Raw genomic sequence first — 12,830 nt, forward strand, 5'->3', positions numbered from 1 at the left:
GCAGCACGAGGATCCGCCCAACCGGCTAGCCTGGCACGGTAGTTGACATGATCTTCGGGGCGCGAAGGGATGTGCGGGTGATGGGGCGGGGTCCGGAGTGGATGCGGTCGCGGTCGAGCGCGCCCGTGGAACTGCACACCGACCGGCCACACGCCGCCCGGGTGTACGACTACCTGCTGGGCGGCAAGACCAACTACGCGGCGGACCGCGAGGCCGCGCGGCGGACGCTGCAGTCGCTGCCCAACGCCGCGCTGGTGGCCCGGCAGAACCGCGCCTTCATGCACCGCGCGGCCCGCTATCTGGCCGAGGCGGCAGGAGTACGCCAGTTCCTGGACATCGGCACCGGCATCCCGACCCAGCCTAATCTGCACGAGGTCGTCCAGGCCGTCGCTCCGCGGTCGCGGATCGTCTACGCCGACAACGACCCCATCGTGCTCACCCACTCCCGCGCCCTGCACACCAGCCACCCCGCGGGCCGCACCGCGTACGTGCACGGCGACCTGTGCCAGCCGGAGGACATTCTGGGCAATCCGGAACTGACCCGCACCCTCGACCTGGACCAGCCGGTCGCGCTCACCCTGGTCGCGGTGCTGCACTGGTTACCGAAGGAGTGCGACCCGTACGAGATCGTGGCGCGGCTGCTCGACGCACTGCCCAGCGGCAGCTTCCTGGCGCTCACCCATGCCACCAACGACTTCGAACGCAAGGCGCTGGAGCAGATCGCGGAGGACTTCCAGCGCACCGGCTCCACGGTGAACACCCGCAGCAAGGCCGAGATCGCCGAGTTCTTCACGGGGCTGGAGCTGGTCGAACCCGGTATCGAGGTGGTGCACCGCTGGCGGCCGGACGCCGGGGACATCGAGGCCGAATCGCTCTCGCCCACCGATGTCCCGCTGTACGGCGCGGTGGCCCGGAAGGGCTGACCGCTCAGGCGCCCGCCGAGACGGCCGCCCACACCACCTTCCCGCCGCGGTCCGGCGGGGTCCAGCCCCATGTCTCGCTGAGCGCGTCGACCACGTGCAGCCCGCGGCCGGTCTCCGCGAAGTAGTCGGGCTCCTTGAGTACCGGTACGTCGGTACCGGGATCGCACACCGCGCACAGCACGGTCGTGCCCCGGCGCAGCAGGCCGAGCCAGACCGGGTGCGCCGGTACGGGGAGTTGCGCGGGAGCCGTCAGCCCGTACCGCATGGCGTTGCTCAGCAACTCGGAGACGATGATCGCCGCGTTGTCCACCAGGGCGGGCATGCCCCAGCCGGTCAACGTCGAGCGGGTGAACTGGCGTGCCTGGCCCGCCGCTTCGAGGTCGTCGGCTAAACCGCAGGCGGCGAATCCGCTGGGGCCCTGGTCGCTGTCGTCCAGCGGGAAGGCCCCCCTCGCGGCCAGTGCCAGCCAGTGCCTGCCGGGTCCGTCGGGTACGGCGGCGGTGCCTGCTGAATCGGCCGGATGTGTGGTCATCACGATCTCCGTGGAACCTCTCGGGCAGTCGTTGCGGACGGGCCTCCCGAATCCACTATCCCCCGATGCGCGGTGGCGCTGCAAGCACATCTGCAATTACAGTCGTAAGCACACCGGTAAGTACATCTGCAAGAACGGATGCACGTGCACGGAGAGTTGACGCAGCATCAGGAAAAGTTGGCGAAGCCGGTGGTCACCGTGTGCGGCGGCAAAGGAGCGACGCGGATGCAGCAGATCGACAACGGTGTGCGGGCCAGTCGGATCGAGGGAGCGGTCTGGCGCAAGAGCCGACGGAGCAACCCCAGCGGCAACTGCGTGGAGCTCGCCGCGCTGCCCGACGGCCAGTTCGCGGTGCGCAACTCCCGTCACCCCGAAGGACCCGCGCTCATCTACACCCGTGAGGAGATGATCGCCTTCATCGGCGGGGCGAAGGACGGCGACTTCGACTCCCTGGTCGGCTGAGCCGGACCGGCGAGGTCAACACCGAGCATCCGCGCCGCCCGGCGCTGTACCCAGGGGCGGCACGGATGCCAGACTCGGGGAAGTCCCCAGTCGCACAGGAGAGTTGGAATGTCCGCCATGACGCGGCCGAGCCAAGAGGCGTCGATAAGGCGCTACCTCGAACACCCACGGGGCGGTCCGACCGTCCTGCGCATCGTGCTGGGCACCCAACTGCGCAGGCTGCGTGAGCAGTGCGGGATCAGCCGGGAGGCGGCGGGCGATGCGATCCGCGGCTCACACGCCAAGATCAGCCGACTCGAACTCGGCCGGGTGAGCTTCAAGGAGCGCGACGTCTCCGATCTGCTCACCCTGTACGGCGTGCTGGACGAGCAGGAGCGCGCCGACTACCTCGCGCTGGCCCGGCAGGCCAGCACGCCCGGCTGGTGGAACCAGTACGGCGATGTGCTGCCCAGCTGGTTCGAGACGCACATCGGCCTGGAGGAGGCCGCCTCGTTGATCCGGACCTACGAGGTCCAGTTCATCCCCGGCCTGCTCCAGACCGAACAGTACGCACGCTCCGTCACCAAACTCGGCTATCCGAACGCCTCGCTGCGCGAGATCGACCGCCGGGTCGAACTGCGCATGGCCCGCCAGCGTCTGCTGACCGCGCCGGGCGCGCCCCGGCTGTGGGCCGTGGTGGACGAGGCCGCGCTGCGCCGCCCGCTCGGCGGCGTCGAGGCGATGTGCACCCAACTGGACCACCTGCTGAAGGTGGCCGAGCTGCCGAACATCACCTTGCAGGTCGCCCCGTTCCACCTCGGCGGAATCGCCGCGGCCGGTGGGCCGATCACCATCCTGCGCTTCCAGGAGCCGGACCTGCCCGACATCGTCTACCTGGAGCAGCTCACCAGCGCGCTCTACCTCGACAAGCTGGACGAGGTCGACAACTACCTGAGCGTGATGGACCGGTTGTGCGCCGAGGCCGAGCCGCCCCGGGAGTCCGTGGCGTTCATCACCGAGCTGCTCCGCCAACTCGGTTGACCCGCAGGGGGCTTGGGGTCATCTCCCAAGCCCCCTTGGCGATCACAGCTTCGTGCCGCCGCCCACCGGAACGTTGCTGCCGTAGGCGTGCACCTCGATACCGTCGTGCCGCACCGACACGTCCCGCAGCCGCACGCCACCGGGCAGTTCCGGCAGCCTGAACGAGAGCGACAGCCGCTCGGCGAGCTTGGGCATCTGGATGTCGCGCAGGCCCTGCACCAGGGAGGGGTCCACCCCGATCTTCCCCAGCAGCCAGGGGTTCTGCTCCACCAGGTCGAGGATGTTGACCCGCATCAGGCGCTCCACGAAGCGCGGATCGCCGGTGATCCGGCGCAGCGCGGCATCGCTGCGCGCGGCCTCCCGGACTATCTGCGGGGTGAGCCCGAGACGTTGCGCGATGGCCCCGACCGCCAGCAGCGCCTTGGCCTTCGCGGCGTCGGTACGGATCCGCTCCGCCATCGGCCGGGCCAGCCGCAGGCCGCCGTTGTCCCCCGGCGTGTAGCTCGCCACGCCCGGGACGTCGATCAGCATGTCGTCGATGGTCGTGTTGACCGAACGGTCGCCCTCCAGCCGTAAATGGGCCACCGCTCGCGCCCGCACCCGGTATCCCGCGATCGCCAACCGCCCCTCGGCGAGCACCGACTGATCGTCCTTGGCGCTGAACTTCACCTGGGACGAACCGAGTTCGCGGTCGAGGTCGTCGAACGCCAGCAGCACACTGCCCTGCATCCGCCCGATCACCGCGCCGCGGATCGAGGACGGCACATCACCCAGGATCCGGATCTCCCGCACCGATCCGTCCACCTTGGCCATGGAGACCGGACCGGCGGACACGTGCGGCACCGTGATGTCCACCTGGTCGAGGCGGCCGTACGCCACCTGGGTGAGGAACGGGAAACCGTGGATGTCGACCTCGGGGTCCGCCTGCAGGTGCATGGCCTCCTTGAGCCGGTGCGCCGCCTGTTTCTCGGCGTACAGCGCCGCCCAACGGTCCGCGAGGGTGAGGAAGGCCCCGCAGGTGAGCACGGCCGCCAGGGCCTTGGCGGTGGTCGGGACTCTGAGTCCACGCCGCGGCCGGTGCCGCCGATGGCCGCCGCGGCGCACGCGCTCCTGGTCGTCGTACTCCGGTCGCAGACCCAGTCCTAGCGGATCGCCCCGGTCCTCCTCGCGCAAGTCCAACCAACCCAGTTCCTCGTACGGGTTGTGGCGCGGCGGCGCCGGCTCGGCGCCGCGTGGATCCGCCAACTCCTCGTACGGGTTGCGCCAGTCGGATTCCCCGAGGTGGGGGTGGGAATCCCCGGACACATGGCCCACGGTCGTCGTGTTCGTGGTGTGGGGTGCCATCGAACGATCTCATCACGAACACCCGTACGGACCGCAAGTCTCCTTGACGGAATCATGCTTCGTTCCGGACAACGGGACCCCGGTCGCCCGGCGCGTCGCGGTTGGTCGAACTCATGTGATTTCAGGGCCAGTTGGGGAGTGATCGGTCCTATACCGGTCTTGACGCGGAGCGATGCCTGCCGGTTTGCTGTGCGTGATCACACAACTCTGTGGTCGTGCTGTGACGGTTCTGTGCGGGCGATCCGACCAGTCGCCCGGAGGGGAAGTGCGCCATGGGGGAAGTACGTCTATGACGCCGCCTCCGCCTCCTCTGGGACGCTCCCGGGGCAGGGACGACATCAGCTTCGATCCGGCGCTGGACGACACCGAGTTGGCCACCGTACGGGACGCGCTGGCCCGCGGCCGCTGGGACCACGCCCGTGCCCTGCTCGCCGCGACCGGCGACGACTGGGACCGGCGCGGACACCGCCTGGTCGTCCTCGCCGAAGGCCCGGCCAGCGCCGCGTGGGCGCGCGACTGGCAGTTGGCCGAACCGGACAGCGCGGACGCCGCCGCGCTGCTCGCCTGCGCCTCGGTCTTCCGCGCCGTCCACGGCAAGGGCACCGCCCGCGACGCGCACGAGGCGTGCGCCGCGGCCGCCCGGATGGCACCCGACGACCCCTCGCCGTGGCTCGGTCTGCTCATCCTGGCCCGCCGCACCGGCACCGACGACGAACGGGCACGCGCCTTCGACCAGGTCCGCACCCGGCACCGGGAACACCACCACGCCCACCACCTGATGGCCGCCTGCCTGGCCGAGCGCCCGCCCGGGGACACCGACGACCCGCTGCACGAGGTGTACGACTTCGCCTCCTGGGCCGCCGAGCAGGCACCGGCCGACTCACCACTGGCCGTACTGCCGGTGGTCGCCCACGCCGAGCGCTACCGGGTGCTGGCCGGTGCCGGGGCGGCGCCGCGCGACCCGGCCCACTCCCGGCACTGGACCACCCGCCGCGCCCGCCAGGTGATGAAGGCAGCCTTCGACTGGTGGCTCGAATGGGACGACGACCACCACCATCCACGCCGCAAGACAGACCTCAACTACCTGGCGCACGCCAAGTTCTACGAAGGCCGCACCGCCGAGGCCGCCGCGCTGTTCACCCGCATCGGCCCGCACGCCACGCACGCCCCCTGGTCCTATCCGGACCGCGATCCGAAGAAGGCGTTCCGTGCCGCGCGCCGTGCCGCGCTCGGCTCCTCGTAACCGCGCCCAACCCGCCAAGGGAAGGAAAGGCACCGCATGTTGACGGGCAGCACGAGCGACATCAGCACGTATCTGGGCCAGGAACGGCGGTTGCGCGCGGGCCGTCTCGGCCTGCCGGGGCTGCTGTTGTCGGTGGTCGCGGCCAGCGCGCCGATGATGGTGGTGGCCGGCGTCATGCCCACCACCTTCGGCGAGATGGGCGTCGTCGGGCAACCCCTGCTGTTCGTGATCCTCGCCGTGGTCCTGATGCTGTTCAGCGTCGGCTACGCGGAGATGAGCAGACATGTGCACAACGCCGGTGCTTTCTACGCCTACATCGCCCGCGGCCTCGGTGGCACCGCGGGCGCCGCCGCGTCCGTCGTCGCGCTGGTCGCCTACAGCGCCATGCAGGTCGGCATCTACGGCGTCTTCGGCTTCGAACTGTCCGGCCAGCTGGCCAGGCACCTCGATGTCGACATCGCCTGGTGGGTACCCGCGCTGGCGGCCGTGGTGGTGGTCGGGGTGCTCGGCTGGCTGAAGATCGACCTCAACGCCAAGGTGCTCGGCGTGCTGCTGCTGGTCGAGTGCGCCATGGTGCTCGCCTTCGACGTGGCGGGGCTGGCGGACCCCGGCGGGGACGGTCTGTCACTGCACTCCTTCAACCCCGGCACGCTCGGCGGCGCGGGCATCGGCACCGCGCTGTGCTTCTGCGTCGCCGCCTTCGTCGGCTTCGAGCAGGCACCGGTCTACGCCGAGGAGACCAGCCGCCCGCAGGTGCTGGTGGCCAGGGTGATGTACCTCGCGGTGGGTTTCGTCGCACTGTTCTTCGTCGTCGGCTCGTGGGCGCTCAGCGTGGCCGCCGGGCCGTCGCGGATCGTCGGCACGGCCCAACAGCAGGGTCCCAACCTGCTGTTCTGGCTCGCGCAGAACCGTTTCGGGGCCACCTTCACCGATGTCATGCACGTCTTCTACGTGACCGGCATGTTCGCCGCCATGCTCAGCTTCCACAACGTGGTGGCCCGGTACGCCTTCGCGATGGGACGCGAGGGACTGCTGCCCGCGGCGGTCGGCCGCACCTCCAGGACCAGCGGCGCACCCGCCTACGGCTCGCTGCTGCAGAGCGCGGTCTCGCTGGTGGTGGTGCTGGTCTTCGCGGCGACCGACAACAGGCCGCACGACGACCCGACCGCGCCGGTGCTCCACCTGTTCACCTGGATGGGCAACGTCGGAGCGCTCGGGATCACCCTGCTGATGGCCACCGCCTGCGCGGCCGTCATCGCCTTCTTCGTACGGCACGGCGCCGCCCGCCCCCAGGCCGTACGGCTGGCCGCCTCGGGGCTGGCCGGTGCCGCGCTGCTGGTGATCGCGGTGCTGACGGTCAAGGACTTCGGCGTCCTCCTGGGCGCCGACCCCGGCTCCGCGCTCAGCTGGATCCTGCCCGGCATCATCGGACTCAGCGCGGTCTGCGGTCTGGTGCACGGGCTGGTGCTGAAGAAAGCGCGCCCCGCCGTACACACCCGCGTCGGCCTGGGCAACGAGGCCTTCCAGTTGGAGAAGGCCGCCGCATCGGAGGGAACGTCATGACGTGCTGCCACCCGCGGCCCCCGGCGGCCGACCCCCACCCGCTGGACCCACTGACCGCCGAGGAGATCGACACCGCCCGGCGCGTCCTCCAACAGCAAGGCCACGTCGGCGAGTCCACCCGCTTCCCGCTCGTACTGCTCGACGAGCCCGACCGGCACACCGCCACCGCACACCGGGACGGCGACCCCGTGGCGCGCCGCCTGCGGATCACGCTGCTGGACTCGCGCACCGGCGCCGCCGCCGAAGCGCTGGTGGACGTCACCGCCGGACTGCTGCTCTCCCACCGGGAGCTGGACCCGGCCGTCGAAGGCCAACCGCCGGTCGCCTTCGAGGAGTACGAGGTCGTCGAGTCGGTCGTCAAGGCCGACCCCGGCTGGCGCAAGGCCATGGCCGAGCGCGGCATCACCGACACCGAACTCGCCATCTGCGCACCCCTGTGCGCGGGCAGCGCAAACGGGGACGGCAACCACGGCCGCAGACTGCTGCGTTCACTGACCTGGCTGCGCTGTGAGGCGACCGACAGCCCCTGGGCGCATCCGGTGGGCGGACTGTACGCCGACGTCGACGTGATCGAGCGGCGCGTGGTCCGGCTGGTCGACACCGGTGCGGTGCCGGTTCCGGCCGAATGCGGCAGATACGAGGCCGAGTTCAACGGGCCGCCGCGCACCGATCTGCGTCCACTGGAGATCCGCCAGCCACAGGGGCCCTCGTTCGAGATCCGCGGGCATCAACTCAGCTGGCAGGACTGGCGGTTCCGCATCGACTTCAACGCCCGGGAGGGCCTGGTACTGCACCAGATCATCCTGCGCGGGCGATCCGTGCTGCACCGCGCCGCGCTGGCCGAGATGGCGGTGGCCTACGGCGAGGCGGAGGAGTCGCGCAACTGGGTGGCGTTCCTGGACGCGGGGGAGTACTCGCTGGGCCGCAACGCCAACTCACTGAAGCTCGGCTGCGACTGCCTGGGCGAGATCCGCTACCTCGACGCGGTACTCGCCGACGACGACGGCGCCGCGTACACGCTGTCCAACGCGATCTGCGTGCACGAGGAGGACGTCGGGCTGCTGTGGAAGCACACCGACATCTTCAACAACGACACGGCGGAAAGCCGCCGTTCGCGGCGGCTCGTCGTCTCCTACATCGCCACGGTGGGCAACTACGACTACGGCTTCTACTGGTACTTCCACCAGGACGGCACCATCGCCTTCGAGGCCAAGTCCACCGGCATCGTGCAGACCTCGGCGATCCGGCCCGGCGCCGGATCACCGCACGGCACCGAGGTGGCGCCGGGGTTGTTGGCGCCGTACCACCAGCATCTGTTCTGCGTGCGGTTGGACGCGGCGGTCGACGGGACGCGGAACACGGTGGAGGAGGTCGATGTCGTCCCGGTCCCCAGCGGTCCGGACAATCCCAACGGCAACGCCTTCACCGTGCGCCGCACCGCCATCACCGACAGCGCGCGCGGCGGCCGGACCGCCGACACGACGGTGGGGCGGCGCTGGCGCATCACCAACACCGGGGTGCGCAACCGGATGGGCGAGCCGGTGGCGTACACGCTCGTTCCGCAGCCCGGTCCCGTGCTGCTGGCCCAGCCGGGGTCGGCGGCACGGCGCCGGATGGCCTACGGCACCAAGCACCTGTGGGTCACCCGGTACCGGCCGGAGCGCCGGTACCCCGCCGGGGACTACCCCAACCAGCACCCGGGCGGGGCGGGCCTACCGGAATGGACCGCCGCCGGTGAGTCGTTGGAGAACACCGAACTCACCCTCTGGCACACCTTCGGACCCACGCATCTGCCACGCCTGGAGGAGTGGCCGGTCATGCCCGTCGATGTGTCCGGGTTCATGCTGAAGCCGACGGGGTTCTTCGACCGCAACCCGGCGCTGGACCTTCCCCGGTAGGGCTCTCAGGGCCGTAGCCGCCGGGCGCGCAGGTACTCGCGGGCCAGTACGCCCAGCGCCGCCAGGGGCGAGGGGCTCGCCGGGCTGCGCAGCAGGTCGATCTCCTTGGTGGCGGCCGCGGTGGTGGTGAGGGTTTCCAGCTCGATCAGCGCCCGGACCAGCGGGCGGTTGGCGGGCGGCACGAGGTCCACCAGCGGGCGGGCGGCGGCCAGCGACGTGCTGGCCTGCTCCAGCAGGTGCTGGAGCAACTCACGGGTGCCCGGGGTGTCCAGCGCCTCCTCAAGATCGGTACGGGTCACCCCGTACCGCTCCATGACGTCCGCCGGAACCGCCAGCCGTCCGCCGCGCAGGTCCTCGGCCAGGTCGTTGACGAAGTCCAGCCGCTGGCTGCCGTCGATGTAGGTACGGCAGGCGGCGCGATAGGCCGCCAACTCGTCCTGCGGCGCCAGCAGGCAGGCGATCAGCATGAACGACGGCAGCGAGTACTCGTCCACATAGCGCTGGTAGTCCGCCTCGGTCGCGAACCCGGAGAACTCGAGATCCGTGCGGGCCGTGCTGAGGTACTCCTCGACATGCCCGCGCAGTCGGGGATGGGCGGCGATGGTGTTCAGCAGCGCCCGCAGCACCGGAAGATCGCTCCTTCCGGTGTCCAGGGCCTCGCGCACCCGCTTCTCCCACTCCGCGTAGGCGTCGGCCCGCTCCGCCACCGGACCGCTGTCCATGACGTTGTCGCCGTGGTGCATGAAGCCCGTGGCCGCGACCACATGCGGGAACAGCGCGGCGGGCAGCAGCAGCCTGGCCGCCAGGTAGGAGCTGCGACGGTATCGCGCCACGATCTTGCGCTGCTCGGTGTAGTCGTCGCGCAGCCCGGCCTCGCCGATGCCAGCCGCGTCAAGTGCCTTGTTCCATGAGCTCATTGACCGTTGACCGTTCCTCCGTGCGGACTGCCTGGCACGCGAAGCCTATCGGTAAGCGGAATGGCCGAATGTGTACGGCCGCCGCGGGCGCCGGGCAGAACCATGGTCATAGGCTGACGGCCGGGAACTGGTGACAGGGGTGTGGATGCGTACGGCACTGGTACTGGGTGGCAGCATGGCCGGGCTGATGGCGGCCAGGGTGCTCAGCGACCACGCGGAGCGAGTGGTGATCGTCGAGGCGGACGACCTCGACACGGACGGCGCCCGGCCGGGGGTGCCGCAGATGGTGCAGGTGCACGTGCTGCTGGACATGGGCGGCATCCAACTGGAGCGGTGGTTCCCCGGGCTGATCCGCGAACTCGCGAACGACGGGGCCGTGCTGTCCGACGGCGACCGGTTGCACCAGTACCTCGACGGCGTACGCAAGCCGCAGGTCACCGGCTTCCAACTGGTCAGCGCCACCCGCCCGTTCATCGAGACGAGAGTGCGGCGCCGGGTGCTGGCGCGGGAGAACGTCACGGTGCTGCGCGGCCGGGTGGACGGGCTGCGGTTCACTGGCAACCGGGTCAGCGGGGCGTACTACCTGCCGATCGGCGCGGACCGCGATGGCCGCGAGGAACTGTCCGCGGACCTGGTGGTGGACGCCACGGGGCGTGGCAGTCGACTCGGCGCCTGGCTGGAGGCCGCGGGCTGGCAGGCGCCGCCGCTGGAGCGGATGCGGATCGAGCTGGGCTATGCGACGGCGTTTTTCGGCCGCGGCGAGGAACTGCCGGATGTCACCATCTCACAGAACCTGGGCGGCCCCCCGGCCGCCGGGCAACCGTTGGTGGACATGGGGGTCATCGCCGAGGTCGAGGGCGGCCGTTGGATGGTGCTGCTGGCCAACTACGCCGACCAGCGGCCCACCAGGGACCCGGAGGAGTTCCTCGTCCGCTGCGGCAAGCTCGCCGCCGAGCCGTTCCGGGAGGTGGCCGCGCGCTGCGAGATGCTCGGCGAGGTGGCCGTACACAGCGTCGCGGACAGCCGCCGCCGTGACTTCGGGCGGCTGGACCGGTTCCCCGCCGGACTGGTCGCGGTGGGCGACGCGGTCGCCGCGTTCAACCCCGTCTACGGCCAGGGCATGGCGTCGGCGACGCTGCACGCGTCCTGCCTGTCGACCTTCCTGCGCTCGGGGGCGTCGCTGGACGAACCCGCCTGGGACTACTTCCGCCGGGTGCGGGTGGTGGTGGACGCGGCCTGGCAGCTGTCCACCCTGGGCGACCTCGCCCTACCCCATGTGAACGGCCCGTATCCGCCCGGATACCGCTTCGCCAGCTGGTACACCGAGCGGTTCCTGGCCGCGACCATCACCGACCGGGAGGTCAACCGGATCTTCGTAGACGTGGTGAACATGCGTGAGCACCCCAGGCTGCTCACCCGCCCGTCCACCATGTTGCGGGTGGCGAAGGCGTTGCGGGGGCAGAAGGGTTCAGCGCACCGGGCGTAGCCCGGACAGGTCCCGCACCACCGTGTGGTTGCGGTCGGCGATGGTGCCGAGGGTGTAGTGCGTCCAGGTGCCGAAGTACTCGGCGCGGGTGCGCTGGCTCCAGCGTTTCGCCAGCTCCGTGCGGGTCTTGTAGAAGTTGACCTGGTAACCGCCGGTGTGGCAGCGCAGTAGCGCGTAGCCGCCCGGGTACTCCTTGGCGGCGGCGACCTCCAGGAACTCCACCGCCTTGCTGTCCTGGGCGAAGGTGCGCTTGTTGCGGTGGGTGTGCCCGCAGTGGTGGAAGAACACGCCGGGGGCGCGGCGGTAGAGCGCCTCCAGTTCGCGGGCCTTGACCTGGTCCAGGTCGAAGCCGGGACCGGCCGCGGTGGTGACCGCCGACTCGAAGGTCACCGGGTGGTGGCCGAACAGCAGGGTGGGCCGGTCCCGGTCCTCCCGCAACTCCCGTCTCAGATCGGCGAGTTGACCGTCGTCCAGGGTGCCGCCCGCCGCGTCCAGCGTCGTGGTGTCGAGCCCGATGATCCGCAGGCCCCCCACCTCGTGGGTGGACAGTGTCTGCCGCCGGTACCGGAAGGTGTCCCCCCAGCAGTCGTGGTGGTCGTCCGCGCCCGGCACCGGGGTGCACCCGGCGTAGTCCTGGCCGACGTGCGGCCGGTCGTGGTTGCCGCGGGCCACGAAGTAGTCCCGGCCCAACCGGCCCCAGCCGTCCAGCAGTTGGCGCACCCGGGTCACGTCCTTCGGCCGGGCCTCGGCGGTCAGGTCACCGGCGACCAGCAGCACGTCGGCGCCCCGGTCGGGCTGGCGCAGGTCCGCCAGCAGCGCTTCCAGCATCACTTCCGGATACGGTGGCAGGCCCGGGTCCTGCCGGAACGACGGCGGCCAGTCGCCGACGATGACGCCCGCGGTCTGCTCGCCCATGTGCAGGTCGTTGCAGAGCGCGACGGTGAACAGATACCGCCCGGGCGGAGGCAGCAGCGTGGTGAACACTCCTGGCGCGTCCATCGACCCGCCGCTGCCCGGGAACTGCAGCGCGGACTGCTGGGCCACCTGTCCCGCCGACCGGCCCTGGAACGCGTAGGTACGCCCGGGTTCCAACCCGTGTACCTCGGCGTAGTGGAACGCCGTCGGGCTGGTGTCGTGGAACACGGTGCGCAGCGAGCCGGGGTTGCCGGGCTCGCCCAGCAGCAGTTCGGTGTCGGTGGGGACGGGGGTGGGCGCGCCGTAGCGGTCCACCTCGGTCGTCGAGCCGGTGAACCAGGTGATCACCACACTGGTGTCGGTGACCGTCACCACGTCCAGATCGGTCACCAGCAGCCTCTTCGGCCGCGCGGCGGCGGAGGCGGCACCCGCCCCCGTGGCCACGTCGGCGAACGGCAGTACCGCGACCAGACCGGCCCACGCCAGGGCCTGTCGGCGAGAGGAGGGACAGCAGTCCATGGCTGGGA

General features: G+C 70.7%; 11 protein-coding genes. 7 read left to right on the top strand and 4 right to left on the bottom strand.

Annotated elements, in window-relative coordinates; genetic code table 11:
• Positions 1-47 precede the first annotated feature (47 nt).
• Entirely contained in the window at positions 48-923 is an 876-nt protein-coding gene (locus NON19_RS05880; RefSeq protein ID WP_255925550.1) for an SAM-dependent methyltransferase, read from the top strand.
• Positions 924-927: 4 nt separating this feature from the next.
• Here the strand turns inward: NON19_RS05880 and NON19_RS05885 are convergent, their stop codons facing one another.
• The gene (locus NON19_RS05885) at positions 928-1,455 is read right to left on the bottom strand and encodes an ATP-binding protein (protein WP_255925551.1); all 528 of its coding nucleotides are present in this window, start codon (positions 1,453-1,455) and stop codon (positions 928-930) included.
• A gap of 225 nt (positions 1,456-1,680) precedes the next feature.
• On the opposite strand from NON19_RS05885, the gene NON19_RS05890 reads away from it, so the two are divergent.
• Together NON19_RS05890 and NON19_RS05895 are read left to right on the top strand one after the other, a co-directional pair.
• Positions 1,681-1,917, top strand: a complete 237-nt coding sequence (locus NON19_RS05890; RefSeq protein ID WP_255925552.1) for a DUF397 domain-containing protein — start codon at positions 1,681-1,683, stop codon at positions 1,915-1,917.
• A 108-nt stretch (positions 1,918-2,025) separates the two neighbouring features.
• On the top strand, positions 2,026-2,937 hold the full coding sequence (locus NON19_RS05895; RefSeq protein ID WP_255925553.1) for a Sco1979 family transcriptional regulator: 912 nt from the start codon (positions 2,026-2,028) through the stop codon (positions 2,935-2,937).
• Positions 2,938-2,979: 42 nt separating this feature from the next.
• On the opposite strand, the gene NON19_RS05900 is transcribed toward NON19_RS05895, so the two are convergent.
• Complete coding sequence (locus tag NON19_RS05900) at positions 2,980-4,281, bottom strand: LmeA family phospholipid-binding protein (RefSeq protein ID WP_255925554.1); 1,302 nt, start codon at positions 4,279-4,281, stop codon at positions 2,980-2,982.
• Between the two features lie 289 nt (positions 4,282-4,570).
• On the opposite strand from NON19_RS05900, the gene NON19_RS05905 reads away from it, so the two are divergent.
• From NON19_RS05905 to NON19_RS05915, 3 genes are read left to right on the top strand one after another with little or no spacing between them, the layout of a single operon-like run.
• On the top strand, positions 4,571-5,524 hold the full coding sequence (locus NON19_RS05905; RefSeq protein WP_255925555.1) for a hypothetical protein: 954 nt from the start codon (positions 4,571-4,573) through the stop codon (positions 5,522-5,524).
• A gap of 36 nt (positions 5,525-5,560) precedes the next feature.
• Positions 5,561-7,087 carry an APC family permease gene (locus tag NON19_RS05910; RefSeq protein ID WP_255925556.1) on the top strand — a complete coding sequence of 509 codons (1,527 nt, stop codon included), beginning with the start codon at positions 5,561-5,563 and terminating at the stop codon, positions 7,085-7,087.
• Entirely contained in the window at positions 7,084-8,985 is a 1,902-nt protein-coding gene (locus NON19_RS05915) for a primary-amine oxidase (RefSeq protein WP_255925557.1), read from the top strand. Before NON19_RS05910 ends, NON19_RS05915 begins: the two co-directional genes overlap by 4 nt.
• A 5-nt stretch (positions 8,986-8,990) precedes the next feature.
• On the opposite strand, the gene NON19_RS05920 is transcribed toward NON19_RS05915, so the two are convergent.
• Positions 8,991-9,902 (bottom strand): squalene/phytoene synthase family protein, encoded by a 912-nt coding sequence (locus NON19_RS05920; protein WP_255925558.1) that lies wholly within the window; start codon positions 9,900-9,902, stop codon positions 8,991-8,993.
• 145 nt (positions 9,903-10,047) lie between these two features.
• Between NON19_RS05920 and NON19_RS05925 the strand changes: the two genes are divergently transcribed.
• Positions 10,048-11,388, top strand: coding sequence for an NAD(P)/FAD-dependent oxidoreductase (locus tag NON19_RS05925; protein ID WP_255925559.1), 1,341 nt, complete (start codon positions 10,048-10,050; stop codon positions 11,386-11,388).
• Here NON19_RS05925 and NON19_RS05930 read toward each other — a convergent pair.
• On the bottom strand, positions 11,371-12,822 hold the full coding sequence (locus tag NON19_RS05930; RefSeq protein WP_255925560.1) for a metallophosphoesterase family protein: 1,452 nt from the start codon (positions 12,820-12,822) through the stop codon (positions 11,371-11,373). The genes NON19_RS05925 and NON19_RS05930 overlap by 18 nt on opposite strands.
• Between the last annotated feature and the right edge of the window lie 8 nt (positions 12,823-12,830).

It is taken from the genome of Streptantibioticus rubrisoli (genome assembly GCF_024436055.1).
GTDB classification, from domain to species: domain Bacteria; phylum Actinomycetota; class Actinomycetes; order Streptomycetales; family Streptomycetaceae; genus Streptantibioticus_A; species Streptantibioticus_A rubrisoli.